28 protein-coding genes are annotated in these 24,499 nt (G+C 63.4%); 15 read left to right on the top strand and 13 right to left on the bottom strand.

Annotated features, from left to right (window positions below; translation table 11 throughout):
• Window positions 1-71 precede the first annotated feature (71 nt).
• Both rpsI and rplM read right to left on the bottom strand, forming a co-directional pair.
• Entirely contained in the window at window positions 72-464 is a 393-nt protein-coding gene (gene rpsI, locus AAHE99_RS18200) for a 30S ribosomal protein S9 (RefSeq protein WP_130315551.1), read from the bottom strand.
• A gap of 9 nt (window positions 465-473) precedes the next feature.
• Window positions 474-902: a 50S ribosomal protein L13 gene (gene rplM / locus AAHE99_RS18195; protein WP_028102306.1), complete on the bottom strand. Its 429-nt coding sequence runs from the start codon at window positions 900-902 to the stop codon at window positions 474-476.
• Between the two features lie 224 nt (window positions 903-1,126).
• Between rplM and AAHE99_RS18190 the strand changes: the two genes are divergently transcribed.
• From AAHE99_RS18190 to AAHE99_RS18175, 4 genes are read left to right on the top strand one after another with little or no spacing between them, the layout of a single operon-like run.
• Window positions 1,127-2,536: an alpha/beta fold hydrolase gene (locus AAHE99_RS18190; RefSeq protein WP_342118758.1), complete on the top strand. Its 1,410-nt coding sequence runs from the start codon at window positions 1,127-1,129 to the stop codon at window positions 2,534-2,536.
• Window positions 2,533-3,267, top strand: coding sequence for an ABC transporter ATP-binding protein (locus AAHE99_RS18185; protein ID WP_342118757.1), 735 nt, complete (start codon window positions 2,533-2,535; stop codon window positions 3,265-3,267). Before AAHE99_RS18190 ends, AAHE99_RS18185 begins: the two co-directional genes overlap by 4 nt.
• The gene (locus tag AAHE99_RS18180) at window positions 3,264-4,448 is read left to right on the top strand and encodes an ABC transporter permease (RefSeq protein WP_342118756.1); all 1,185 of its coding nucleotides are present in this window, start codon (window positions 3,264-3,266) and stop codon (window positions 4,446-4,448) included. Before AAHE99_RS18185 ends, AAHE99_RS18180 begins: the two co-directional genes overlap by 4 nt.
• Window positions 4,449-4,478: 30 nt before the next feature.
• Window positions 4,479-4,901, top strand: a complete 423-nt coding sequence (locus tag AAHE99_RS18175) for an OsmC family protein (protein WP_342118755.1) — start codon at window positions 4,479-4,481, stop codon at window positions 4,899-4,901.
• On the opposite strand, the gene AAHE99_RS18170 is transcribed toward AAHE99_RS18175, so the two are convergent.
• Both AAHE99_RS18170 and AAHE99_RS18165 read right to left on the bottom strand, forming a co-directional pair.
• Entirely contained in the window at window positions 4,888-5,448 is a 561-nt protein-coding gene (locus tag AAHE99_RS18170; protein ID WP_342118754.1) for a flavodoxin family protein, read from the bottom strand. The genes AAHE99_RS18175 and AAHE99_RS18170 overlap by 14 nt on opposite strands.
• Entirely contained in the window at window positions 5,445-5,918 is a 474-nt protein-coding gene (locus AAHE99_RS18165; protein ID WP_342118753.1) for a DUF2938 domain-containing protein, read from the bottom strand. The genes AAHE99_RS18170 and AAHE99_RS18165 overlap by 4 nt, the downstream gene beginning before the upstream one ends.
• A gap of 66 nt (window positions 5,919-5,984) precedes the next feature.
• Here AAHE99_RS18165 and AAHE99_RS18160 point away from each other — a divergent pair, with 66 nt between their 5' ends.
• Entirely contained in the window at window positions 5,985-6,395 is a 411-nt protein-coding gene (locus tag AAHE99_RS18160) for a helix-turn-helix domain-containing protein (RefSeq protein WP_342118752.1), read from the top strand.
• Window positions 6,396-6,480: 85 nt separating this feature from the next.
• Window positions 6,481-6,837 (top strand): hypothetical protein, encoded by a 357-nt coding sequence (locus AAHE99_RS18155; protein WP_342118751.1) that lies wholly within the window; start codon window positions 6,481-6,483, stop codon window positions 6,835-6,837.
• Between the two features lie 6 nt (window positions 6,838-6,843).
• Here the strand turns inward: AAHE99_RS18155 and AAHE99_RS18150 are convergent, their stop codons facing one another.
• From AAHE99_RS18150 to AAHE99_RS18140, 3 genes are read right to left on the bottom strand one after another with little or no spacing between them, the layout of a single operon-like run.
• Window positions 6,844-7,941, bottom strand: coding sequence for a S41 family peptidase (locus AAHE99_RS18150; protein WP_342118750.1), 1,098 nt, complete (start codon window positions 7,939-7,941; stop codon window positions 6,844-6,846).
• On the bottom strand, window positions 7,935-8,714 hold the full coding sequence (locus AAHE99_RS18145) for a LytR/AlgR family response regulator transcription factor (protein ID WP_342118749.1): 780 nt from the start codon (window positions 8,712-8,714) through the stop codon (window positions 7,935-7,937). The genes AAHE99_RS18150 and AAHE99_RS18145 overlap by 7 nt, the downstream gene beginning before the upstream one ends.
• A complete protein-coding gene (locus AAHE99_RS18140) occupies window positions 8,711-9,745 on the bottom strand; it encodes a sensor histidine kinase (protein ID WP_342118748.1) in 1,035 nt (344 codons plus the stop codon). The genes AAHE99_RS18145 and AAHE99_RS18140 overlap by 4 nt, the downstream gene beginning before the upstream one ends.
• A 178-nt stretch (window positions 9,746-9,923) precedes the next feature.
• Here AAHE99_RS18140 and AAHE99_RS18135 point away from each other — a divergent pair, with 178 nt between their 5' ends.
• The 3 genes from AAHE99_RS18135 to AAHE99_RS18125 are packed head-to-tail and all read left to right on the top strand — an operon-like array spanning window position 9,924 to window position 11,730.
• On the top strand, window positions 9,924-10,775 hold the full coding sequence (locus tag AAHE99_RS18135; RefSeq protein WP_342118747.1) for a DUF2167 domain-containing protein: 852 nt from the start codon (window positions 9,924-9,926) through the stop codon (window positions 10,773-10,775).
• On the top strand, window positions 10,775-11,518 hold the full coding sequence (locus AAHE99_RS18130) for a hypothetical protein (RefSeq protein ID WP_342118746.1): 744 nt from the start codon (window positions 10,775-10,777) through the stop codon (window positions 11,516-11,518). Before AAHE99_RS18135 ends, AAHE99_RS18130 begins: the two co-directional genes overlap by 1 nt.
• Window positions 11,500-11,730, top strand: a complete 231-nt coding sequence (locus tag AAHE99_RS18125) for a hypothetical protein (RefSeq protein WP_342118745.1) — start codon at window positions 11,500-11,502, stop codon at window positions 11,728-11,730. The genes AAHE99_RS18130 and AAHE99_RS18125 overlap by 19 nt, the downstream gene beginning before the upstream one ends.
• Before the next feature lie 125 nt (window positions 11,731-11,855).
• Here AAHE99_RS18125 and coq7 read toward each other — a convergent pair whose 3' ends face one another.
• The 3 genes from coq7 to AAHE99_RS18110 are packed head-to-tail and all read right to left on the bottom strand — an operon-like array spanning window position 11,856 to window position 13,386.
• The gene (gene coq7, locus AAHE99_RS18120; protein WP_342118744.1) at window positions 11,856-12,494 is read right to left on the bottom strand and encodes a 2-polyprenyl-3-methyl-6-methoxy-1,4-benzoquinone monooxygenase; all 639 of its coding nucleotides are present in this window, start codon (window positions 12,492-12,494) and stop codon (window positions 11,856-11,858) included.
• A 32-nt stretch (window positions 12,495-12,526) separates the two neighbouring features.
• Window positions 12,527-12,940, bottom strand: a complete 414-nt coding sequence (locus AAHE99_RS18115; protein WP_342118743.1) for a hypothetical protein — start codon at window positions 12,938-12,940, stop codon at window positions 12,527-12,529.
• Window positions 12,937-13,386: a hypothetical protein gene (locus AAHE99_RS18110; RefSeq protein ID WP_342118742.1), complete on the bottom strand. Its 450-nt coding sequence runs from the start codon at window positions 13,384-13,386 to the stop codon at window positions 12,937-12,939. The genes AAHE99_RS18115 and AAHE99_RS18110 overlap by 4 nt, the downstream gene beginning before the upstream one ends.
• Window positions 13,387-13,589: 203 nt before the next feature.
• Here AAHE99_RS18110 and AAHE99_RS18105 point away from each other — a divergent pair, with 203 nt between their 5' ends.
• From AAHE99_RS18105 to AAHE99_RS18085, 5 genes are all read left to right on the top strand, one after another.
• Window positions 13,590-14,483 carry an ABC transporter ATP-binding protein gene (locus AAHE99_RS18105; protein WP_342118741.1) on the top strand — a complete coding sequence of 298 codons (894 nt, stop codon included), beginning with the start codon at window positions 13,590-13,592 and terminating at the stop codon, window positions 14,481-14,483.
• 12 nt (window positions 14,484-14,495) lie between these two features.
• Window positions 14,496-18,065, top strand: a complete 3,570-nt coding sequence (locus AAHE99_RS18100) for an ABC transporter permease/M1 family aminopeptidase (protein ID WP_342118740.1) — start codon at window positions 14,496-14,498, stop codon at window positions 18,063-18,065.
• 71 nt (window positions 18,066-18,136) lie between these two features.
• The gene (locus AAHE99_RS18095; protein ID WP_342118739.1) at window positions 18,137-18,556 is read left to right on the top strand and encodes a DUF3597 domain-containing protein; all 420 of its coding nucleotides are present in this window, start codon (window positions 18,137-18,139) and stop codon (window positions 18,554-18,556) included.
• 13 nt (window positions 18,557-18,569) lie between these two features.
• Entirely contained in the window at window positions 18,570-19,253 is a 684-nt protein-coding gene (locus AAHE99_RS18090; protein WP_342118738.1) for a hypothetical protein, read from the top strand.
• On the top strand, window positions 19,250-19,783 hold the full coding sequence (locus AAHE99_RS18085) for a hypothetical protein (protein ID WP_342118737.1): 534 nt from the start codon (window positions 19,250-19,252) through the stop codon (window positions 19,781-19,783). Before AAHE99_RS18090 ends, AAHE99_RS18085 begins: the two co-directional genes overlap by 4 nt.
• Here the strand turns inward: AAHE99_RS18085 and AAHE99_RS18080 are convergent.
• The 3 genes from AAHE99_RS18080 to AAHE99_RS18070 are packed head-to-tail and all read right to left on the bottom strand — an operon-like array spanning window position 19,780 to window position 23,409.
• Window positions 19,780-20,901, bottom strand: coding sequence for a succinylglutamate desuccinylase/aspartoacylase family protein (locus tag AAHE99_RS18080; RefSeq protein WP_342118736.1), 1,122 nt, complete (start codon window positions 20,899-20,901; stop codon window positions 19,780-19,782). The genes AAHE99_RS18085 and AAHE99_RS18080 overlap by 4 nt on opposite strands.
• 10 nt (window positions 20,902-20,911) lie before the next feature.
• On the bottom strand, window positions 20,912-22,297 hold the full coding sequence (locus AAHE99_RS18075) for a YfcC family protein (protein WP_342118735.1): 1,386 nt from the start codon (window positions 22,295-22,297) through the stop codon (window positions 20,912-20,914).
• Window positions 22,294-23,409 carry a succinylglutamate desuccinylase/aspartoacylase family protein gene (locus AAHE99_RS18070; protein ID WP_342118734.1) on the bottom strand — a complete coding sequence of 372 codons (1,116 nt, stop codon included), beginning with the start codon at window positions 23,407-23,409 and terminating at the stop codon, window positions 22,294-22,296. The genes AAHE99_RS18075 and AAHE99_RS18070 overlap by 4 nt, the downstream gene beginning before the upstream one ends.
• Before the next feature lie 142 nt (window positions 23,410-23,551).
• On the opposite strand from AAHE99_RS18070, the gene AAHE99_RS18065 reads away from it, so the two are divergent.
• Window positions 23,552-24,487 carry a MurR/RpiR family transcriptional regulator gene (locus AAHE99_RS18065; protein WP_342118733.1) on the top strand — a complete coding sequence of 312 codons (936 nt, stop codon included), beginning with the start codon at window positions 23,552-23,554 and terminating at the stop codon, window positions 24,485-24,487.
• The last annotated feature ends 12 nt before the right edge of the window (window positions 24,488-24,499 follow it).

Below are 24,499 nucleotides of genomic sequence, written 5' to 3'. Positions count from 1 at the left end.
CCCAGATTTACCGGTTCTAAAAAACAAAAAAGCCGCTGAATCCAGCGGCTTTTTGTACGAGAGCGTAAAGATTAACGCTTCGAGAATTGCTTTGCGCGACGTGCTTTGCGCAGACCAACTTTTTTACGTTCAACTTCACGAGCATCGCGAGTGACGAAGCCGGCACGTGCCAGATCGCCCTTCAGGCCTGCATCGTAGTCGATCAGTGCACGGGTGATACCGTGACGCACTGCACCTGCCTGGCCGGACTCGCCGCCACCGTGCACGTTGACTTTGATGTCGAAACGTTCGGTGTTGCCGGTCAGTTCCAGCGGCTGACGGATCACCATCAGGCCGGTTTCACGGGAGAAGTACTCAGCTGCTGGCTTGCCGTTCACGATGATCTGGCCGGTGCCAGCTTTGATGAACACGCGAGCAACTGCACTCTTGCGACGGCCGGTGCCGTAGTTGTAGTTACCGATCATGTCAGTTCCTTAGAATTCGAGTGCTTTAGGTTGCTGGGCAGCGTGTGGGTGGGAACCCTCAGCGTACACTTTCAGCTTCTTGATCATGGCGTAGCCCAGAGGACCCTTCGGCAGCATGCCTTTCACTGCCTTTTCCAGGGCGCGGCCTGGGAAGCGCTGTTGCATCTTCAGGAAGTTGGTCTCGTAGATGCCGCCTGGGTAACCGGAGTGACGGTAGTAGGTCTTCTCGGTTGCCTTGGTACCGGTCACGCGCAGTTTGCCTGCGTTCACGACAACGATGAAGTCGCCGGTGTCAACGTGAGGGGTGAATTCTGGCTTATGCTTGCCGCGCAGTCGGCGTGCCACTTCGCTGGCAACACGGCCGAGGACTTTGTCCGTCGCGTCAATCACGAACCAATCGCGCTGGACTTCATGGCCCTTAGCGGAAAAAGTTTTCATGTTTGAACTTTCTGTGAAAGATAAAAAACGCTCTATCGGTGGTTCCGCCCCTGTGCTTCAGCGGACGCAGCCTTCTTGTTTAATTTTCCCGAGCGAAAAGGAAAGCTGGCGATTGTAGCCCGGATCGGCTTGCCGAGTCAACCCCGCCCTGTACCGCGTTTCCGTTGCTAAGCAAATATTGCAGAGCTACTATGGAGCTCCAGAACCCATAAGAGGAGACGGCTATGCGTTCGGTCCTGGCCTTGGCGGCGCTACTGGCGCCGGCCCTGGCGCTTGCCCAATCCGGCAGGGATTGCCACCTGCCGGGCACGGAGGAAGCCTTGCGCTGCCACCGTCTGGCCGTGCCGCTGGACCATAACACCCCCGGCGCCACCCTCAGCCTGCACGTGGTGGTGGCGCCCGCCCTGCGCGAGTCGGCCCGGCGCGACCCGCTGTTCCTGCTGGCCGGCGGCCCGGGCGAAGCGGGCAGCGACCTGGTGCCCTTGCTGAATACAACCTTCCGCAAGGTGCGCGCGACGCGCGACATTGTCCTGATCGACCAGCGCGGCACCGGATTATCGGGCAAACTTGATTGCAAACCCGGCAAGAATGTCGAAACCGCCACCGAAGACGAGCTGCTGGCCGAAACCCGCAATTGCATCAAGGGCCTGAACAAGCGCTTCAACTTGTATACAACCGAGCAGGCGGCGCGCGATATCGAATTCGTCCGCTCGTCGCTGGGCTATGGCCGCATCAACCTGTGGGGCGGCTCTTACGGCAGCCGCCTGGCCCAGGCCTATGCCAGGCTGAACCCCGGCAGCGTGCGCGCCATGGTGCTGGATGGCGTGGCGGCGCCCGACCAGGTGGTGCCGGCCGGCGCGCGCGACGCCCAGGCCGCCCTTGACGCCCTGTTCAAGCAATGCGCCGACGATACCGTCTGCGCCACCGCCTTCCCCAACCTGCGGCGCGAATTCGACGCCCTGGCGGCGCGCCTGGCGAGATCGCCCGCCACCCTGAACCTGCCGGACCCGCGCACGGCCGAAGCCAGCAAGGTGGAAATGACCAGCATGCGCTTCCTCGGCACCGTACACAACATCCTTTATTCGCAGGCGGACAGCCGCCGCCTGCCCTTCCTGATCCACAGCGCCTACCAGGACCGCTGGCAGCCCTTTATCGCGCGCAGCAATATCTCGCGCGATTTCGCGTCCGACAGCGGCCCCGCCATGCCGCTGCACCTGGCGGTGGTATGCGCCGAAGACTTCCCGCGCCTGACGCCGCAATTGCTGGAAGAGGACACGCGCGGCTCCTTCCTTGGCGCGCCGCAGATCATGCGCATCGGGAAAATGTGCGAAACCATGTCGGTGCCGGCAGTGCCGTACAAGGAGCCGTCGATGATCGAGGCGCCAGTGTTGCTGATGTCCGGCGCCCTGGATCCGGTCACGCCGCCGCGCCGTGCCGAGTCGGCGCGCCGCTATATGAAGAATGCCCAGCACCTGGTGGTGAAGAACGGCGGCCATATCGTGTCGCCGCTGGGCTGCATGCCGCGCCTGATGCGCAGCTTCCTTGACCAGCCCGGGGTAGCGCTGAAGGCCGAATGCCTGAGCGAGATCCCGGCCCCGACTTTCCAGCTGAATAGCGCGGGTCCCCAACCATGATCGAAGTCCACAACCTCTGCAAGCGCTTCGGCAAAGTGCAGGCGCTGGCCGGCGCCAGCTTCACCGCCCGCGACGGCATCATCACCGCCCTGCTGGGACCGAACGGCGCCGGCAAGACCACCTTGCTGCGTACCCTGGTCGGTCTGCTGCAGCGCGACCACGGCACCATCTCCATCGACGGTGTCGACCCGGCCCTGGATCCGATGACGGTGCGGCGCAACGTCGGCGTGCTGACCGACCAATTCGGCCTGTACGAACGCCTGACCACGCGCGAATACCTGCGCTACTTCGGTGAACTGAACGACATGGCCGACCAGGCGATCGAGCAGCGCACGCGCGAAGTCATCGACCTGCTGTCGCTGGAGGACATCATCGACCGCCGCGCCAAGGGCTTCTCGCAAGGCCAGCGCATCAAGGTCGCATTGGCGCGCACCCTGCTGCACCGCCCGCGCCACCTGCTGCTGGACGAACCAAGCCGCGGCCTGGACGTGATGAGCACGCGCGCCCTGCGCCGCGCCCTGGCCGCACTGAAAGCCGACGGCTGCTGCGTCATCATGGCAACCCACGTCATGCAGGAAGTGATCCATTCCTGCGACGACGTGATCGTGATCGCCAACGGCACCACGGTCACCCAGGGCACGCCGCAGCAGCTATGCGAGCTGGCCGGCTTGCCAAGCCTGGAGGATGCCTTCGTGCGCCTGGTCGGCACCGAGGAAGGGATCGAGCTATGAAACTCAAGTTCCCCATCGTGCTGCGCAAGGAACTGGTGGAAACGCTGCGCGACCGCCGCGCCCTCAGCCTGCTGCTGCTGTTCGTGCTGATGTACCCCTTGTTGGTGGGGCTGGTACTGCAGCGCCAGATCGACCGCGCCACCAAGCCGGAACGCGAGGGCGTGGAACTGGGCGTGATCGGCGGCGACCAGGCGCCTACCCTCATGAACCAGCTGCGCCAGCGCAACGTCACCATCAAGGAACTTGAGCCGGCCAACGAGGAAGAAATCAACGCCCTGTTGCGGAGCCAGTCGGTACCCGCCGTGCTGCGCCTGACGCCCGATTTCGCGGAGAACTACCATGCCATGCGTCCGGCCCGGGTTGAACTTTGGTACAACTCGGCCTCCGACAGCGCGCGCAAACTCGATGAAGTGGAGTATGTGCTGCGCGATTACAGCCGCAACATCGCCAGCGCCCGCCTATTGGCGCATGGCGTATCGCCGGTCAACCTGAACCCGGTGCTGGTGCAGCGCTACGATGCCGGCAACAGCGCGGCACGCTCGGCCAACACCATCAGTACCATGCTGGGCATCTTCTTCATCCCGGCCTTCATGTTCTGCATGAGCACTGCGGTCGACAGTACCGCGGGCGAACGCGAACGCCGCTCGCTGGAAGTGCTGATGGCGCAGCCGGTGCGCCCGGCCGACCTGATCATCGGCAAATGGCTGGCCGCTTCCCTGCTGTCGATTGTCGGCATCACGCTGGAGCTGGCGATTGCGCACGGCATCCTGAAATACCTGCCGCTGGAGGAAATCGGCCTGTCGTGGCGCTTGGGCTGGCGCGACCTGGCCATGGTGTGCCTGGCCTCCGTCGCCCTGTCGCTGTTTGCCGCCGCACTGGAAATCGCGCTCGCCATCAACGCCCGCTCCTTCAAGGAGGCGCAAACCCTGGTCAGCTTCACCATGATCGTGCCGCTGGTGCCGGTGATCGTGGTGCCGATGATGAACCTATCCAACAGCTGGTGGATGTATATGGTGCCGGTGCTCTCCAACCAGACCTTGCTGCGCGAACTGGCCAAAGGCCAGAGCATCGGCTGGCTGCCCTTCGCCCAGACCTTCTTCAGCAGCCTGCTGCTGGCCATGCTGTGCGTCTGGTACACCGAGCGGCGCATGAAGAGCGAGAAATACATGATGACCGTATAATGCCCAGACGCATTTTACGGAGAGATTTCGATGGAAGTGAAAGTCAGCTGGAATGGCCCTTCGGGCATGAGTTTTCGCGCCCAGACGGGTTCTGGCCACATGGTGGCGATGGATGGCGCACCCGGAGGCGGCGGCCATAACCTGGCGCCGCGCCCGATGGAGATGGTGTTGCTGGGCACCGGCGGCTGCACCGCTTATGACGTGGTGCTGATCCTGAAGAAGGGCCGGGCCGACGTGCAGGGCTGCGAGGTGACCTTGCAGGCCGAGCGCGCCGAGACCGAACCGAAGGTCTTCACCAAGATCAACTTCCACTTCGTCGTTACCGGCAAGGGGCTCAAGCCCGAGGTGGTCGACCGCGCGATCACCCTGTCCCACGACAAGTACTGCTCCGCCAGCATCATGCTGGCCAAGACCGCGCAAATCACCCACAGCTTCGAGATCATCGAAGCCTGAGCAGCGTCTCCGCAAAGCCCTGCCCGAACAGCAGGGCTGTCTTGATATCGCCGGGCGCGAATTCATCGCTCGGCGCACCGTGGCCCGCCTGGGCCATCATCCCCGACCACGATCCGAGCCGGTTCGCTGCCTGCTCGTACGACACCCCGCTTTGCTGTTCGGGGATGATCGGATTGCCTACCCATAGCATGCCGTGCTGCATACAGAAGGTGAACATCGACATCAGCGTCGATTGCTTGTCCCCCGCCGGCAGCGAAGACACCGTGAAGCCGGCGGCCAGCTTGCCCTTCAGCTGCTGCGTGCGCCACATCTTTCCGGTGGCATCCATGAAGGACTTGAACGCGCCCGACACACCGCCCAGGTAGGTCGGAGAACCAAGCAGCAGGCCATCGTATTGCAGCAGCGCCTCCGGCGCGGTGGCCATTTCAGCCGCTTGCAGCACATGCACCTCGGTCCCCGCCACGGTGGCGGCGCCCTGGGCAATGTGCGAGGCGATATGGGCGGTGTGGCCGTGCGAGCTATGGTAAATGACGGCGATTTTCTTCATGGTGCGATTCCTTTGACGATTAAGGCGGAGAGGTAAAGGCCGAAGCCGAATACGGCGTGGTTGGCCAGGCTGCGCAAGCAGTTCTTCAGCGGTGTCGGCGTCTTGCTGGAGGCCACGCCCAAGCCCATGGCAGGCTGCATTACAAACAGCGGCGCACCCACCGTGGCGATGCCGACCGCCAGCGCCGGCGCCAGCGTGGGGGCCGCCAGCCAGCCCTGGCCCGCCACCGCCACCAGCGCGACGGCAAAGGCGATGCCGGTGGCGTAGTGCACCGCCCAGCCCAACGCACCCTCCCCGGGCACTGGCTCCGCCGCCCCGATTGAGGCATGCGCCAGGCGGCCGCGCGCCAGATGGCCCGCCCAGCGGCCGATGAAGGCCATATTGAGCGTCTTTACACCCAGCCGTTTGAGCATGGCCAGCCACAGGTCCATCACGAAGGTGGCGCCGATGCCGATAATGATGATTTCCATTGCAATCTCCTTGAGCGATGTGCACACTGTAGAGGTTGAAGTCAACTTCAAGTCAAGGGATTTCTGATGGATATTGCAGAAGTAGCGGAGCGCGCCAATGTCGCCGCCTCGGCGCTGCGCTATTACGAAAAAAAGGGATTGATCAAGCCATCCGGCCGCAACGGCCTGCGGCGCACTTACGCGCCGAGCGTGCTCGATACGCTCGCGTTGATCGCGCTGGGGCAGTCGGCCGGCCTGTCGCTCGATGAAATCGGCGCCATGTTCACGCCCGACGGCGGCACCGCCATCGACCGCGCGTTTTTGCTGGCCAAGGCCGAGGAGATTGACGCCCTGTCCAAGCGCCTGAAAGCCATGAGCGAAGGCCTGCGCCACGCCGCCGCCTGCCCTGCCCCCAGCCACGCCGAATGTCCTAAATTCCAGCGCCTCCTCAAGGCCGCCACCTCCGGCGCCATCGAGCGCAGCCTGAAAAAAATTTGAACTTTCGCGCACCGCCCCTGTCCAAGCTCAAAGCCTCCCGCCGTGAACTGCGGCAGAGTCTAACCAACGCCGAGCGGGAGGAGCCATGGATTACGAGGAACGCGTCGTCAAATTGGAAGTGAACATGGATGCGCAAAAAGAAGAGCTAACTCTTCTTCAAAGGCAGGTTGCCAGACTGGACGAAAAAGCCGATGAGTTCCGCGAGCACGCCTATCGCAAAATGGACGAACTGCGAGACCGCATCGATGGAACACGCGATGCCATGATTAATCGCATCGATGCATCTCGCGATCACACCGACCGGCGTTTCGACGAAATGCATACCGAAATGGTCCAGCTTCGCCGTGACCACGAAAGGCTCATCTACTGGGTAGCGGGCTTCACGATCGCCAACCTAGTCGCCACCACCGGCTGGATACTTAAGGCAGCCGGTGTTTTCTAAGTTGAACTATTTGCGCTCACCCCTGAGGGTATAAATTGGCGCCTCGGTTTCGCCCTTCTCCACCATGGCGAGCAGGCGTTGCAGCTCGGTACGCCCCTTGTCTTCCTTTGCGGCTGCGACAAGGTGACGCAAGATGGCGGCATGCGCCGTTTGCAGCGCCTGTGCCGCGGGAACCGCGATATCCGGTTTCACGCCGACATGCTCCCAGTTGGTTTTGGTGACGAAATTGGTCGTGCGCGAGGTCGGGATCGCCACAGCAATGTCATGTCCCACGCTGAACCATCCCACCGGATTGGAGCCGCCGCCGGTGGTCTCCCCAACCAGCGTCCCGCGCTTTTGCACCTGGATGCCGTACGAGAAATCCTCCCCGCCGGAAAAGGTACGTGCCGAGGTCAATACGTACACCGGCTTGTCGTAACGCTGTGCGACCGTCGGCACAGTCCAGTACTGCTGCGTAGTATTGTTCGGGCGATTGTACATGTCGATCAGGTGACGATGGTCGCCGACCGGGAAAAAGTGGCTGATCAGGTAAGCCACACTATCCGGGCTGCCGCCACCGTTGCGGCGCAGGTCGATGATCAGCGCATCCGTTCCCGCCATCAGCGTCATTGCCGCGGTATATGCCGGGGCGACGAATGCCGGGCTGCCGAAATTGCGCAGCTCGATGTAGCCAACGTTGCCGGGAAGGCGTTCGATCTTTTCGATACCATACCCGCGCCGTGCGGTCTGCTCGCGCCACTCTTCGATCTGGGCACGGCTAGGCAGCTCGGCAGCACCGCTGGACTCGCTGAAACCTTCGTACACCCCGGCGCCGAAGTGCTTGTCGCCACTGAGTTCGCGCAAGTCCTTGGCCAGCGCCTCACTCAGCGCTTTCGCGCTGGCGGCGGACGCATAGCCTCCCTTGGCATTCTTGCTTGCGATCGCACGGCCAACGCGTTCGGCCACGGCAGGCTCGATGTAGTTTGCGTTCATTTTCGCCACCAGCGTCTGCACGATTGCAGCGCGATCGGAGGCATTCAACGGGGCGTCATCCGCCGCGAGGGCGGGCAACGACAACAGCATGCTCAACACAGCGCCTGCGACAAGCTTCTTCTTACCTAACATACATTCTCCAAGTTGGACTGTGAATCGGGTCTTGTTTTGCGCTGTTGCAGCGCTGCCGCCAGGGCGGGCATATAGGTGCGGCTGGCCCGCAGGACACTGCCGTCGCGCAGGCGCAGCAACGCGTCCCGGTTGGTGAGCGAGCGCAGTTCGGCGATCATGTCCAGCCGCACGATGGTCGAGCGGTGCACGCGGTGGAACTGGCGCGGATCGAGCTGCCTGGCCAGGCTGTGCAGGCGTTCGCGCACCAGCCAGGTCGTCCCGTTCGCATGCAGGGAAGCATAGTCGCCGTCGGCCTCGATGCGTTCAACCTCCGCCACCGGCACCAGTACCGTGCGCGCTCCGACACGCACGCTGAAGCTTTGCAGCGCCGGTTCTGCGGCCGGTGCCGTGGCACGACCCGGGCTTCGGTAGGGAAAAGCCTGCTGTGTGCGGTCAAGCGCTTCGTCGAAGCGTTCGTCATCGACCGGCTTAAGCAGGTAATCGAGGGCGGCCAGTTCGAAGGCTTGCAGGGCAAAGCTGTCGTAGGCAGTGAGCAGGATCGCCATCGGCCGCTGCTCCGGCGGCAGCGCGGCCAGCACTTCGAGGCCGGACTTGCCAGGCATTTCAACATCGACGAACACCAGGTCGGGCTGCAGCGCTACAATACCTTCGACAGCGCGGGCGCCGTCACCGAATTCGCCCACCAGCTCGAAACCGTCGCGCCGCGCCAGTCTGACTTTGATGGCCAGCCTGGCCAGCGGCTCGTCGTCGATGATCACCACGCGGATATTCAAGCTCCCGCCTCCACAGCATGCAGTGGCATGGCGATGCGGACCTGGAAGCGGCCTTCCAATCTCCAGCCGGCATCCACCTGCTGCTCCGCCCCATACAGGTGGCGTAAGCGCTCCCTGACGTTGGCCAGGCCAATGCCGCTGCCCGTGTGCGGCCGTTGCTGGCCGTCGTTCTGCACCTCAATCAGCAGGCGCTCGCCCTCACGCTCGACCAGAATATCGAGCCGCCCGGGCGTCGACAGAGGTGCGATGCCGTGCCGGATCGCGTTCTCCACCAGCGGTTGCAGGATCAGGTAAGGCACGACGCTGTCCAGCAGGTCGGGGCCGACCTTCATCGTCAGGCGCAGGCGTTCGCCGAGCCGCGCCTTTTCGATGGCGAGGTAGGCGTCGAGCAAGGCCAGTTCATCGGCCAGCGCATGCTCGTGGCGGCCATCGTGGGCCAGGGTGGCGCGCAGAAAGTCGGACAGCGATGCCAGCATGCGGTTGGCCTCCCGGTTGGACTGGGCCGACACCAGCGCCGATATTGCGTTCAGGGAGTTGAACAGGAAGTGCGGATTAACCTGCAGGCGCAGCGCACGCAACTCGGCATCGCGCGCCGCCCCTTGCGCCTGGGCCAGATGCAGTTGCACCTGTTGCAGCGACAGGTAATAGCCTCCCATCGCGTGGACCGCACAAAAGGCGATCAGCGCCAGCCAGCAGCTATCCAGGCCGCGCGCCAGCCTGCCCCATTGATGGCCCGTTTCCATGCCCAGCACGATCCCGAAACTTTGCCCCAGCAGTGCGTTCGTAAGGGCCATGGCATAGGTAACCACCAGCAAAACTAATCCCATGCGCAGCCAGGACCAATGGCGACGCCACATGGCCCGCTGCAGCAGCGTCAGCGGAATAAGCCATAGCAGGCAGGCGACCAGGAACAGCGTACGGAAGGCAACGATATAGTGATCGCTGACGGCGGGCAAACCCAGAATGACCATGCAGGCTGACACCGGCAGTGCAGACAGCACGGGAACGAACAAAGGTGTTTCGACTTTCACGCAGGGTTTCCAGAAATGCAATTCTGCAATTCTAGCGTTTCAATCAACCAACGAATAGCAAGCATGCGGTGACCCGTGCATATCTTGCCGCCCAGTCGGTGAGAAAGTGCGCATTTTCACGCGCCTTCGCGCTGATATCCTCTTGGGCCTAATACAATAATTCCATGGGGAAATTAAAATGAAGATCCGTACCTGGGTGGCGACGCTCGCCTTCCTGCCTGTTCTGGCCATCGCACAGCAGATGTCAGCCGAAGAACGCCAGGCCGAATTCGCAAAGCTCGACTGGCACACCGGCCCGCGCGCTGAGTCCATCGCCGGCAAGGCGACGCTGAAAACGCCGAACGACAAGACGCAGTTCCTGGACGAGAAAAACTCGCGCCGCTTCCTGGAGTTGACCGGCAACCTGCCGGAAAACGGCAACTTCATCGTGCTGGATAACGACGCCGGCTGGTGGGCCGCCTTCACTTTCGACCCGAGCGGCTATGTGAAAGATGGCGAGAAGATCGACGCCGACGCGCTGCTGAAAACCCTGAAGGAAAACGATGGCCCGGCCAATGAGGAGCGCAAGCGTCTCGGCCTGGGCGCGCTGCATACCGAAGGCTGGTTTGTCCCGCCGCACTACGACGAAAAGACCAAGCGCCTGGAATGGGCGCTGAAACTGCGCTCGGATAACGGCGTATCGCTGAACTACACCATCCGCCTGCTGGGCCGCACCGGTGTAATGAGCGCGACCCTGGTGTCGTCGCCGGAAACGCTGGACGCCGACATCGCCAGCTTCCGCAAGACGCTGCTGGGCTATGACTTCAACGATGGTGAGAAGTACTCCGAATTCCGGGCGGGCGACCATGTAGCGGAGTTCGGCCTGGCCGCGCTGGTCACCGGCGGTGCTGCCGCGATCGCGACCAAGAAAGGCTTCTGGGCAGCGGCGGCGGCATTCTTCGCGTCGATGTGGAAGATCCTGGTGGCAGGCGCGGTGGCTGCAGTCGCCGGCCTTAAATCGCTGTTCAAGAAGAAGGATAGCAGCGAGTGATGCCGATCCCCGCCGAGGTATTGCTGCTGGCCGCCATGGCCGGCTTGTACCTGTACGACTCGGCGCGGCTGCTGCACGCCAACGAAGGCGTGCTGATGGTCTCGCTGGGTGGCCGCTGGTCGCTGCACTTCGGCGCGGAGCATTACACCTTGCGCGGCAAGGAGCCTTTCATTCCTCATCCCCTGCTGCCGCATCGTCCGCTGTTTGCTTTGCACTGGAAACAGCAGGTCGCGCCAGCCGGTGCGGGGCCGCGCTGGACGCCGCCGCCTTTCGGGCCGTACAAGGTGCTGGCGCCCATGGTGTGGCTGATGGCGCTGGCCTTGTTTGGCCTGGTGCCGCTGGGGCTCTTTTCCCGCTTCGGCAACGTGGCGATTGCTGCCGGCATCCTGCTGTTTTATGCCGTGGCGCTGGTAGCGCTGGGCTTTACCTGGGCCAGGCGCAGCAGCCTGGCGCTGACTTCGCGCCAGGTGGGCGCGCTGGCCTTCGAATCGCTGACCTGCCCGCCTTTTGCCATCAACCTGGTACGCCATATCAGCTGGCTCGCCAAGCCGCAGGAAGAGCTGGTCGCCGCCGGCCGCCGCCTGCTGCGCAATGAGGACTGGCACGCCACCCTGCCGGCCGTGATCAAACGCGTCGACACCGCCATCTCCTGGGAAGCGGAAGGCACCCCGCGCGCGCAAACACTGGCGGCATACCAGGCCGCCCTCAACCGCGAACTCGAATCATGTCCATCCAAGAAATAGGCGCAATCCTGCTGGGACTTGTCGGCGGCTACTGGGGCATCAGCCGCCTGCTGTCCGCCCAGGAAGCCGCCGCCCAAACGCCCTGGCACCTGGTCCTCAAGGTGCCGCCAGACGCCACGCTGGAGCAGGTCGACCAGGCCTACCAGTCCATGATGAAAACCAAAGAAGTCCGCAACGCCTACGCGGCCGCCATCAAGACCCTGACACTCTGAGCGTTAGACGGAAAAGTCGATTCGGTGCGCGGCGAAATACTTAAGCTGACTCGTTGGACCGCCGGCTTGGTGATCGCGAACGCAGTGATGATCCTCGGCTGGGCGCTTAAGGCTGCTGGCGTCTACTAGATGTAGTAAGTGGTCGAGGTCATGACCTTCGACATGGCCTTCATTGCCAGCTGGATCGGCAGCGGGGTTTTCTCGGCGCCCATGTCTTCGGCGGCCTTGCCGTGGGCGATTTCGTCGAGGCGCATTTGTTCGACGATGGCGCGCGACTTGGCGTCCTGCGGCGGCAGCTTGTCGAGGTGGCTGGCCAGGTGGGCTTCAACCTGGCGCTCAGTCTCCACCACAAAACCCAGGCTTTGCTTATCGCCCGCCAGCGCGGCGGCGGTGCCCAGCGCATAAGCGCCGGCATAGAACAAAGGATTCAGGAAGCTTGGCTGCGAGCCCAGCTCCGACAGGCGCGAGGCGCACCACGCCAGGTGGTCTTCCTCTTCCCGGCTGGCCTTGTCGAAAGCCGCGCGCGCCTCGTCGCTCTTGGCAAAGCGCGCCTGCGAGTTGTACAGCGCCTGCGCCATCACCTCGCCCACATGGTTCACCCGCATCAGGCCCGCGCTGTGGCGGTGTTCCTGCTCCGTCATATCCGCGTCCGCCGCATGCACAGCCGGATTCGGGCGCGACGCCGAATGGACGCCAGCCAGCACGCGTAGTGCCTTGTCGGCGCCAGTGATGAAACGGTCGAGGGGATTATGGTAGCGGTTCATGATGATTGGTCCAGCGTATTCGGAAGGCTACATTATATGCCCGGGTCTACGGCGCCGCGCTGCACTTCCATCACGCCCTGCAGCGCACCGAACGCAAAGCCTGCCGCCAGCACCAGCACGAGAACCAGCAAACCAAACAGCGCGCCGCGCAGGAACCCTGCGGGATGGCCATCGCGGTCTTTGGCCCGCACGCCGAGGAACCAGGCGCCCATCAGCGCATGGAAGGCGAAAGCAATCGCCGCACCCAGCGCTGCCGGCAGCGCGATGCCGCTGAAAAAGCGCAGCAGCACGCCCGCCAAGCCTGCCACCGTCACCAGCGCGCCATATTCGAAGCCATGGCGCCAGGTCAGCTTGTAACGGCGCGACATCAGCATGACCAGTTGCGCCACCAGTCCGACCACGAGGGTGCCGATAACGATTGCCAGCAGCGCGGGGATCAGGATCATGCTTCGCCCTCCCGCAACTGGCGCTGCTTTTCCAGCCAGTCGGCGACCGGTCCGCGCGCATCGATCTTGGAAATATCCTTTGCCACCCCCAGGTTCAGGCCAAGCAGGAAGGGAATCGAATCCACCGGCACCTCCGGAAAGTAGTCCGCCATGGCGCGCATGAAGCGCGGCGACTCCAGCACCTCCACCACCCTGGCCCCGCTCATGAACTGCAGGATGCTGGTGGTGCTGTGCCCGGCGCCGATGCTGCGGTATATGAATTTATTGAAGGCCTTGTCGAGCGCCTTGAAATCCAGCTGCTCCTTGGTCATCAGCCCGGCCAGGTAGTACAGGCCGATGGCGGTGCGGAAAAAGCCGCTGGATTCGCGCGCGGTCAGGCCGCAGCGCATCACCGTCAGGATTTTTTCCTGCACTGCAGCATCGAGTTTGGGATGGTGTACTTGCATGGCTTGGGACTATATAGCAGTTTTGTCCAGATTTGTTCCTTGCGCGGGGGAATCAAGCTTGTTACCCTTGAAACTTTAGTGCTAAACCATCCCCAAAAACTGCATCCTGGGGCGCGGAATATGCGGGCTATCGCATATGAGCAACCGATATGTCGTGTATTCAATACAATGCCATCATGTGAAAAGGGGTTAGCGGAGTAACCATGGAATTACGCATCAAGAACTTGTCAAAGACGTATGCCAACGGTGTGGTCGCGCTCGATAACGTGTCGCTGACCATCCCGGCCGGCATGTTCGGCTTGCTGGGCCCGAACGGCGCCGGCAAGTCGACCCTGATGCGTACCCTGGCCACCTTGCAGGAATGCGATTCCGGCTCGGTCTTCTTCGGCGACCTCGACGTGCTGGACGAGAAGGATGAAATCCGCCGCTTGCTAGGCTATCTGCCGCAGGATTTCGGCGTTTACCCGAAAGTAACCGCTTACGAACTACTGGACCACTTTGCGGTCCTGAAAGGCCTGTCCAACCGCGCGCGCCGGCGCGAGGTGGTGGACGGCCTGCTGCAGCAGACCAACCTGTTCGAAGTGCGCAACCAGCGCCTGGGCGGCTTCTCCGGCGGCATGCGCCAGCGCTTCGGCATCGCGCAAGCCCTGCTGGGCGACCCGAAACTGATCATCGTCGACGAACCGACCGCCGGCCTGGACCCGCAGGAGCGCGTGCGCTTCCACAACCTGCTGTCCGATATCGGCGAAGACCGCACCGTGATCCTGTCGACCCACATCGTGTCCGACGTGGCCGACCTGTGCGCCAATATGGCGATCATCAACAAGGGCAAACTGCTGGTGGCCGGCGCCACCCAGCAACTGATCGATGACGTCAGCTGCAAGATCTGGGCGCGCTTCATCGACAAGAAGGAGCTGGCCTACTTCCAGCAGCGCCATGCCGTGATCTCGACCCGCCTGATGTCCGGCCGCACCCTGATCCACGTCTACAACGACGACGATCCGGGCGACGGTTTCGAGGAGGCCCTGGGCGACCTGGAAGACCTCTACTTCGCGACCATCCTCGGCCGCCACGACGTCAGCAACGCCTGCGACTGACCGGGGGTCGCCATGTTCGCCATCGCCCTCTTTGAAGCGAAGCAGCGCCTGAAGCTGGTCTCGACCTGGGTCTATTTCGCCATGTTCATGCTGCTGGCCGTGCTGTGGATGGCCGCTGCGGGCGGCGTGTTCAAGGAAGCCATCGTCACTTTCGGCGGGCGCGTGTTCATCAACGCGCCGCGCTCGATCATGCTGACCAGCTCCTTCCTGGGCTGCATGGGCGTGATCGTGATCGCCGCCGTCATGGGCCGCGCGGTGCAGCAGGACTTTGAGTACGAGACGCACCACTTCTTCTTCTCCGCCCCGATCCGCAAATCGCAATACATGTTCGGCCGCTTCCTCGGCGCGTGGATGGTGCTGTGCGTGGTGTTTGCCTCGATCCCGCTCGGCGTGTGGATCGGCACCCAGTTGCCGGGCATCGATCCGGAACGCCTGGGGCCATTCAACCTGCTGCATTACCTGCTGCCGTACGGCCTGTCGCTGCTGCCCAACCTGTTCATCTTCGGCGCCATCTTCTTCGTGCTGGCGGCGCTGACGCGGCGCATGCTGCCGGTGTACGTGTCCAGCGTGGTCATGCTGGTCGGCTATATCGTGGCGCCGGGCCTGGCGCGCGACCTCGATTACAAGACCCTGGCCGCGCTGATCGATCCGTTCGGCACCACCGCCGTGATCCGGCTGACCGAATACTGGCCGATCGCCGAGCGCAATGTGCGCCTGGTGCTGCCGGAAGCCGTGTTCCTGCTGAACCGCGCGATCTGGTCCTCGTTCGCCCTGGTGGCGCTGCTGCTTGGCTACTGGCGCTTCCACTTCGTCAGCACGGTCGACAGCGGCGCCGCGGCGCGCGACAGCGATATGCCGGCCACCCTGACCCATACCGCGGTCGACACCAACGAGAAACCGGACTTCAAGGCGCGCAGCCTCGGCCTGCTGCTGCTGCGTTTCAGCTACCTGAACATGCGCGAGACGATCAAGAACATCTACTTCTTCGTGATCGTGCTGGCCGGCGTGCTGACAATGTATGCCGGATCGCTCGACATGGGCTCGATGTACGGCACCGGCACCTATCCGGTCACCTACCAGGTGCTGGAGCTGGTGACCAACACCTTCTCGCTGTTCATGCTGGTGGTGACCACCTTCTACGCCGGCGAGATGGTGTGGCGCGAACGCGAACACCGCATGTCCCAGATGCTGGACGCGCTGCCGGTGCCGACCTGGCTGCCGATCCTGTCCAAACTGTTCGGCCTGATCGGCGTGCAGGCCTTCCTGCTGTTCATCGTCATGCTGGTCGGCATGTCGATCCAGCTGTTCAAGGGCTACTTCAACCTGCAGCCCGGCCTCTACTTCGAATGGCTGTTCACGGTACAGCTGCCGGCCTGCGCCTTCATCGCGGTGCTGGCGATTGCGGTGCAGGTGCTGGTCAACCACCGCTATGTGGCCTACTTCGTGATGATCGTCTACTACGTGGCCTCGGTCACCGCGGCCGCCATGGGCCTCGACCACCCGATGGTGATGTACGGCGTCACGCCCGACCTGCCCTATTCCGACATGAACGGCTTCGGCCACTTCATGGTGCGCGAGCGCTGGTATGAGCTGTACTGGACCGGCGCCGCCATCATGCTGCTGGTGCTGGCCGTGGTGTTCTGGCCGCGCGGCACCAACGAGGAATGGCGCCAGCGCGCCAGCCTGGCGCGCCACTCGCTGACGCTGCCGGTACTGGCCAGCTTCGGCTTCGGCCTGGCGGTATTCGTCGGCGCCGGCGGCGTGCTGGCTTATAACCTGTGCGCCGGCGACTACAAGACCAACTTCGGCCGCGATACGCTGCGCGCCGACTACGAACGCAAATACAAGCAGGTGCTGGACGTGCCGCAGCCGCGCATCACCGGCGTGAAGCTGGGCCTGGACATGTACCCGGAGCAGCGCACCTTGAAGGTCAAAGGCTGGTACCAGCTGGAGAACAAGACCCAGCAAGCCATCAGCACCATCTACATCCAGCAGACCACCGATGCCGACATCCACTCGCTCAAATTCGGCAGCGCAGCGCACCGCGTGCTGAACGACACGGAACTGGGCTTCTACAGCTACCGCCTGGAGAACCCGCTGCAGCCGGGCGAGAAAATCACGCTGGACTTCGTGCTGGGCTTCGAACCAAAAGGCTTCTTCGACCTGGGCAAGACCACGCCGGTGCAGAACAACGGCACCTTCTTCAACAACACGGTGCTGCCGCACATCGGCTACCAGCGCCACGCCGAGCTGACCGACCCGCGCGACCGCAAGAAGCACGGCCTGCCGGCGCAGGAACGCGCCCTGCCGCGCGACGACCCGAAAGGCCTGTCCAGCAACTACCTGGGCGCCGACGCGGACTGGGTCACCTTCGAAGCCACCCTCGGCACCGCCGGCGACCAGACCGCCGTGGCGCCGGGCACCCTGGTCAAGGAATGGCGCAGGAATGGCCGCCGCTACTTCCATTACAAGATGGAACAGCCGATCCTGAACTTCTACGCCTTCCAGTCGGCGCGCTATGCGGTCAAGCACGACTGGTGGCAGGACGTCGGCATCGAGATCTATTACCAGCCGGGCCACGAGTACAACCTGGACCGCATGGTCAAAGGCGTCAAGGATTCGCTCGACTACTACACGCGCAACTTCAGCCCCTACCAGCACAAGATCGTGCGCATCGTCGAATTCCCGCGCTACGAACGTTTTGCGCAATCGTTCCCGAACACCATCCCGTATTCGGAATCGGTGGGCTTTATCGCCAAGGTCGATGACAAGAATCCGAAGGATATCGACTACCCGGCCTATGTGACCGCACACGAAGTGGCGCACCAGTGGTGGGCCCACCAGCTGGTGGGCGGCAACACCCGCGGCGCCACGGTGCTGAGCGAAACGCTGGCCGAATACTCGGCACTGATGGTGATGAGGAAGAGCTTCGGCCCGCAGCGCATGCGCCGCTTCCTGCGCTATGACCTGAACAAATACCTGTTCGGCCGCGCCACCGAAAACAAGAAGGAACTGCCGCTGGCCGACAACGAAAACCAGGGCTATATCCACTACCACAAGGGCTCCCTGGCCATGTACCTGCTGGCCGATATCGTCGGCGAAGCCAAGGTCAACGAGCTGCTGGCCAGCCTGCTGCGCCAGCACGCCAACCACGCGCCGCCGTACCCAAGCGTGACGGTGCTGGTGGATGGCTTGCGCCGCATCGTGCCGCCGGAGCAGGCTTACCTGGTGGACGACCTGTTCAATTCCATCGTGCTGTTCGACAACCGCCTGGTTGCCGCCACCGCTGAGAAGCGCGCCGACGGCAAATACGATGTCACGCTGACCGTGCATGCCGCCAAGCTGCGCTCCGATGAAGTGGGCGCGGAAAAGGAAGTGCCGGTGCGCGACCTGATCGAGATCGGCGTCGACGACAGCAACGGCAACGCCCTGCTGCGCGAACGCAAGCTGATCGACCGCCGCGAATCGACCTTCAAGCTGGTGGTGCCGGGCCGCCCGGCCAAGGCAGGTATCGATCCTGACAATAAACTGATCGACCGCAAGCCGGACGACAATATGGGGGCGGTGGAAACCTCGCGTTAAGGGTTATGCAACGCACTTTGTGCGCCGCCCATGCTTGTTAAGCTTTCACGCAAACTGAAAGCGAGGACATCATGGGCATCCTGAGCAAGATTTTCCACAAGATTTTCCCGTCGTCGCACCAAGAGGCCGCCCCAACGCCGGCCTCTGGTGCGCCTTCAATGCAGCGTGCCGACACGCCCGCCGCACCACCCGCCCCAGCGCCAACCCAGTCTGCGCCCGCCGCTGCCGTAGTGCAGGTCGACGTCGAGGCCATCCTGGATGCCAAAGCGGCGCAAGCCGGCCAGCCGCTCAACTGGCACACTTCCATTGTCGACTTGCTTAAGCTGCTCGACCTGGATTCAAGCCTGGCGGCACGCAAGGAACTGGCGCTGGAACTGCACTACACCGGCGACACCGGCGATTCCGCAACAATGAATATCTGGCTGCACAAGCAAGTGATGCGCAAGCTGGCAGAAAATGGCGGCAAGGTTCCCCCAGAATTGCGTGCTTGAGTAAAATGGGTGGATGAACCCATTACGACGCGTATTCGCGGGCGCCTTGCTTGCGCTTTGCACCCTTCCGCTGCACGCGGCGGATAAAACTTACGGCACCCACGGCATGGCCTTGTTCGGCGGGCAGGAAGGCTTGTACGCCTCCCACCTGCCGATGTTCCACGCCCCGCATGACTTCCAGGTCATCCTGCAGATCCATATCGCGGACAAGGCCACCGATGCTGCGCTGCGCAAGCGGCTGGACGGCAAGACCGCGCTGTGGACCATCGATCCCGAGAAATTTGAGTTGAGCACCCTCGCGCCAAATGCCGAAAAACCGCGCAAGGAGTTCCGCGCCGACCTGGTGCAGGGACACTTCGAACGCGGCGGCAGTACCCAGTACAAAGGCGCCAGGGTAGTCATCGACAAGGTGCTGGTGTTCCGCCAGCTGAGCGACAAGCCGCTCGACGCCAGCCTGTCGCGCTATATGCAGATTGGCAGCGGCAAGCAGCGCTTCCTGGTGAAGGAAATCAATACCCGCCCGGACTATGACCACATCGTGGCCTACAACGCGGCGCCTGGCGCGCCGACGGCCTCGTTCAACGTCCGCAAATGGGGCATGCAGCAGCCGGGCAACGATGCCCTCGCCCTGGGCCTGCGTGCCAATCTGGCGGCCATCGCCGGCACCATCTACTTTGAAACCGGCGACCTGAAATGAGCGTCCCGCAGGCATATGAAGGATTGTGGCGGCGCAAGGGCATCTGGCGCAGCAACGGCAGCAGCGACCTGGTAACGCCGGTATGGTGGTTCCAGGCCGCCGACTTCCATATCGACCTGCGCATTCCTGCCGACCGCAAGGCGGTGACCGGTTTCGCCGGCACCACCGCGGTGGAGGGCGAGCGCTGCGAATGGCGCCCCGAGATCGCCTACCCCTTCGTCAGTCCCGAGCTGGATGCGGGCTTCATGCGCTTCGAGGGAGCCGACGCGCTGCATGAGGAAGGCGTGGACGGCAGCTACGATGAAGACTGGTGGCGCGAGGCCGGCGTCCCGGTGAGCAGCAGCCGCACAGTGCTGGACGACGGCCGCATCCAGTATGAAATCTCCTGCGGCGAATTCCTGGCGCGCGCCACCGGCAAGCCGCACAAAGCCGCCGACATCACCGTCTGGCGCCGTTTGCCGACCGGGCTGTGGCGCGTGATCGCCTCCACCACGGCGGCGCGCGAGAATGTGACGGTCGAAACGCCTTAGAGACTGAGCAGGCTGCCGCTGCGGAATGGCGTGGCGCCGGCAATTTTCGCCACGTTCATGCCGCGGATGATGTAGCGGTGCGACAGGCGCGTGAACAGCACGCCGTCCACCTGCGATGCCAGCGGCGTGGTCTCGCCCGTCACCGGGTCGACCAGGTCGGCAATCACGTCGCCGGCGCGCACCACGTCGCCCACCTCGCGGCGGTAGACCAGCAGGCCCGCATGCGGCGCATCGACGCGCTGCGTACCTTCCAGCGGGGTCGGCGCGCAGCCCTGCTCCGGCACTGCAACGTCGCCCGCATCGACCATGCCCCGCACGCCCAGGTAGCCGATGATGGCTTCCGCATCGCGTGCTGCCAGCTCGTAGCTGACCGAAGTTTCGCCGCGCAGTTCGACCGTGGCGGCCATGCAGGCGGAAGGGATCGGGAATTGCGGGCCGAAATGATCGGCCAGATCCCACCACAGGCGGCTGCAGGCTTCGTCGAACGGTTCGCCGCCGGCGCCGGTGGTGTGCAGCACGGCGCAGGCGCCCATCAGGTTGGCCAGCGGCTGCGCGACGCCGCACAGCGAAGTGCCGACGTACAGGTGCAGCTCGCCCTCGTTTTCGCAATGCAGGTCCAGCACCACATCGGCGTCAATCGCCATCTGCAGCAGGTTTTTCTTCAGCGTGGTGGCATCGGACGTGGGCTGCCACTGTGCCACCAGCTCGCGCAGGTGGCGGCGGATGGTGCGCACGTTGGCGTCGGCGTCGGCGCCAAGCTGCCCCGGCGCGGCCAGGCGTGTTTTCAGCTGCTCGAAATAGTGCGGATAGCCGCGATTGAAATTGATGCCGTTGCTCAGGTCAAACCGCCCGAACGGGCGCTCGTTGATCACCTGCGTCAAGCCGATCGGATTGGCGGCCGGCACCAGGATCACTTCGCCCGGCACCTTGCCCGCTGCATCCAGGGCCGTCAGGCGCTTGCGCAGCTCCTGCGCCACCAGCATGGCCGGCACCTCGTCCGCATGCAGCGCGGCCTGGATATAGGCCTTCGGCCCGCCCGGCTTTCCGAAGTGGTAGCTGGTCAGTTCGTAGTGCGCCGTGCCGTGCGGCGCGGAGATCGGGTGTTTGATGGTTTCCATGCCCGCCATCCTACCAGTTCATCAGGCACGGCGGCACCAGCAACACCAAAGCCAGCACCAGGTAGATCAGCTGCAGCGGCACCATCCACTTGGCCCAGGTCAGCCACGGGATGCGCGCCAGCGCCAGCACACCCACGGTGATGCCGGAAGTCGGGATCATCGGCGTGGTGAATTCGCCGAACTGGAAGGCCAGGATGGCGGTCTGGCGCGTCACGCCCACCAGGTCGGCCAGCGGCGCCATGATCGGCATGGTCAGCGCGGCCTGGCCGCTGCCGGAGTGGATGAAGAAGTTGATCACCGACTGGATCAGGAACATTTTTTGCGCCGCGAATACCGGCGAGGACGAGGCCACCAGCGGCATCAGGCCATGCAGCATGGTGTCGATGATCTGCGCGTCGCGCGCCAGCACCATGGTGGCCCGTGCCAGCGCGATCACCAGCGCGGTGCCGACCAGGTCTTTGGAGCCCTGTACGAACGCCGCCACCGCCGCGTCGGAACTGAGGCGGCCGATCAGCGCCACCATCACCGTCATGGCCAGGAACAGCGCGCCAATCTCCTCGATGAACCAGCCGAATTTCACCACGCCGAACACCATGCCTCCCAGCGTGGCGGCGAAGACCCACAGCACCAGGCGGTGGCGCGTGGTCATGCCTTCGAAGTTGCCGAAATCGATGGTGCCCTCGCTGCGCTTCTCCTGGTCCAGCAGGAAGGTCGGGCTCTTTTCCGGATGGCGCTTGATGCGCGCCGCATACCACATCAGGAAGGCAATCGTGACGACGGTTGCGATCAGCCACACGATCACGCGGTAGCCCATGCCGGAGAACAGCGGCACGCCGGCAATGCCTTGTGCGATGCCGACGTTGAACGGGTTGAGGAAAGCGGCGGCAAAGCCGACCTGCGAGCCGACAAACGGGATCGACACGCCGACAATCGAGTCATAGCCCAGCGCCAGCGCCAGCGGCACGAAAATCAGGATGAAGGGGATCGCCTCCTCGTTCATGCCGAAGGTGGCGCCGCCGATCGAGAACAGCGTGACGAACACCGGGATCAGCGCCACGCGCACCAGCCGCGAGCTCGAATGGGCCTTGGCGATCGACTTGATCATGGCGTCCACCGCTTCGGTCTTATGCAGCACGTTGAAGGCGCCGCCGGTCAGCAGCACGAAGCCGATGATCAGGCCCGCTTCCGCAAAGCCTTTGATGGGCGCCATCAGGAAAGCGGCCAGGCCTTGCGGCTTGCTGTCGATGTAGTGGAAGGTGTCCGGGTTGATCAGCTGTTTGCCGTTGACCAGGTGGGTTTCGTACTTGCCGCCGGGGACCAGCCAGGTCGCCAGCGCGATCATCGCCATGATCAGGAACAGCAGCACGAAGGTGTTGGGCAGCTTCAGTTTTTTCATAGACTTAACAGGTTGCCTTCTCGGAAAGGTTGGACACCGGCGATCTTACCGACATTCATGCCGCGAATCACGTAGCGGTGCGATAAACGTGCAAAAAATACGCCATCCACGCTCGCACGCAGCGTGGTGGTTTCGCCGCTGGTGGGGTCGATCAGGTCGGCGATGGCGTCGCCGGCCGCCACCTGGTCACCCAGCGCGCGCAGGTAGACCAGCATGCCGGCGTGCGGCGCATCCAGGCGCTGCGTGCCTTCCAGCGGCGTTGGGCGGCAGCTTGCCGGCGGCAGCCCGCTTTCATCCAGCTGCAGGATGCCTTGCAGCGCCAGGTAGCGCAGGATCGCATAAGCGTCGTTGGCCGCCGTGGCGTAATCGACCTGCACTTCGCCGCGCAGCTCGATGGTGGCGGCCAGGCAGGCCAGCGGCAGCGGAGTCTGTGCGCCCAGCTGCGCGGCCAGTTCCGACCAGGGGCGGAAGCAGGCTTCGTCGAATGGGTCGCCACCCGCCACGCTGCTATGCAGCAGGGCGCTGGCCTGCATCAGGCGCGCCAGCGGTTCGAGCTCGGCGACCTGGTGGCTGCTGGCGTAGATATGCAGGGCGGCCTCGTTATCGCAATGCAGGTCCAGCACCACGTCGGCATCGATCGCCATGCCCAGCAGGGTTTTCTTCAGCTGGTTCACGTTCGAGGAGGCCGGCCAGGCTTCCACCAGTTCGCGCAGCCGGGCGCGCACCAGGCGCACATTGGCGTCGGCGTCCGGTCCCAGCTGGCCGGCCAGGGCCTGCGCCAGCGGCGCGCCCAGCGCTGGATAGCCGCGGTTGTAATTGATGCCGGTGGCCAGGTCGAAGCGGCCGAACGGACGCTCGTTGATCACCTGCGCCAACCCGAGCGGATTGGCGGCCGGCACCAGCACCACCTCCCCCAGCACCCTGCCCTGCTGTTCGAGCATTTGCAGGCGCGTGCGCAGGCTTTGCGCCACCAGCATGGCCGGCACTTCATCGGCATGCAGCGCCGCCTGGATATAGGCCTTGCGGCCGCCGGGCTGGCCGAAACGGTAGCTGGTCAGTTCGGAGTGCACGCTACCGTGGGATGCACTGATCGGGTGTCGAATTGTTTGCATCGACCGATTATGTATCATTTTTTTCATAAAGTGCACACTTGAAAATAAATTTTCATAAATCTGTTGAGTTTTCAATTCGATGTGCGTACATTTCCGATATCGGATAAATTTTCATCTTTCCATTATTTGAAAATTCGCTTACATGAAATCGTCCATCGCCCACGAAGCCAGTTCGCCGGAAGTCGCCTTCGCCCAGTCCCCGCTGGGCCAGGAGCTCAAGCGCGTGCTTAATGAAGGTTCGGCCTCCAGCCGTACCATCGCCGACTTCGTGCTGCGCAATCCGGTGCGCGTCACCGCTTTCGGCATCGAGGAACTGGCGGAACACTGCGCCGTCTCCAACGCCACGGCCAGCCGCTTTGCACGCGATATCGGTTTCGCCAATTACGCCGCCATGCGCGGCGAGATCGCCGCCACCATGCAGGGCATCCTGCAGCCGGTCGAGAAGCTGCGCAGCAGCATCGAGCGCGGCGAGGGCCGCGGCACGCCGGCGGCGGAAAGCCTGGAATACACGATCGCCAATATCGGCGCCACGGCGCAGGCAATCGATCCAGCCGGTCTCGATAAAGTGGTGCAGAAGCTGACCCGCGCGCGCACCGTCTATGTGATGGGCTTCGGCCTGTCTTCGCACCTGGCCGGCCTGCTCTCGCTGCACCTGCAGCCGTTCTGCCAGCATGTGGTGGAAGTGGCCGGCCACGGCGGCACCGAAGTGGCCGCCGGCCATCTCGCCAATATCACGCCCGACGATGTGCTGGTGGTGATCTCGTTCCCGCGCTACGCGCTGGACGTGATCCGCCTGGCCGGCTTTGCCCGCAGCCGCTCCGCCTGCATCGTCTCGCTCACCGATTCGCCGGCTTCGCCTTTGGCGGAGCTGGCCGATGTCGCACTGTTTGCGCAAGCCACCCACCCGGTCCTGCCAAGCAGCTCCAGCGCCGCCCTGGCGCTGATTGAAGCACTGGTTGCCACGCTGATGGTGTCCAACAAGGACAACGTCGAGAAGGCGGCCCGCCTCACCGAAGCTATCTCCGCCTATCTGTACGGCGCAGAGGCCGGGAGAGTGAAACCCAAGAAGAATCGATAACAGGAGAGTGTA

This window comes from Pseudoduganella sp. OTU4001 (assembly GCF_038440195.1).
Taxonomy (GTDB): Bacteria; Pseudomonadota; Gammaproteobacteria; order Burkholderiales; family Burkholderiaceae_D; genus Rugamonas.
The sequence above is the reverse complement of the archived record's forward strand: the minus strand, read 5'-3'. Positions and strand labels throughout refer to the sequence as shown.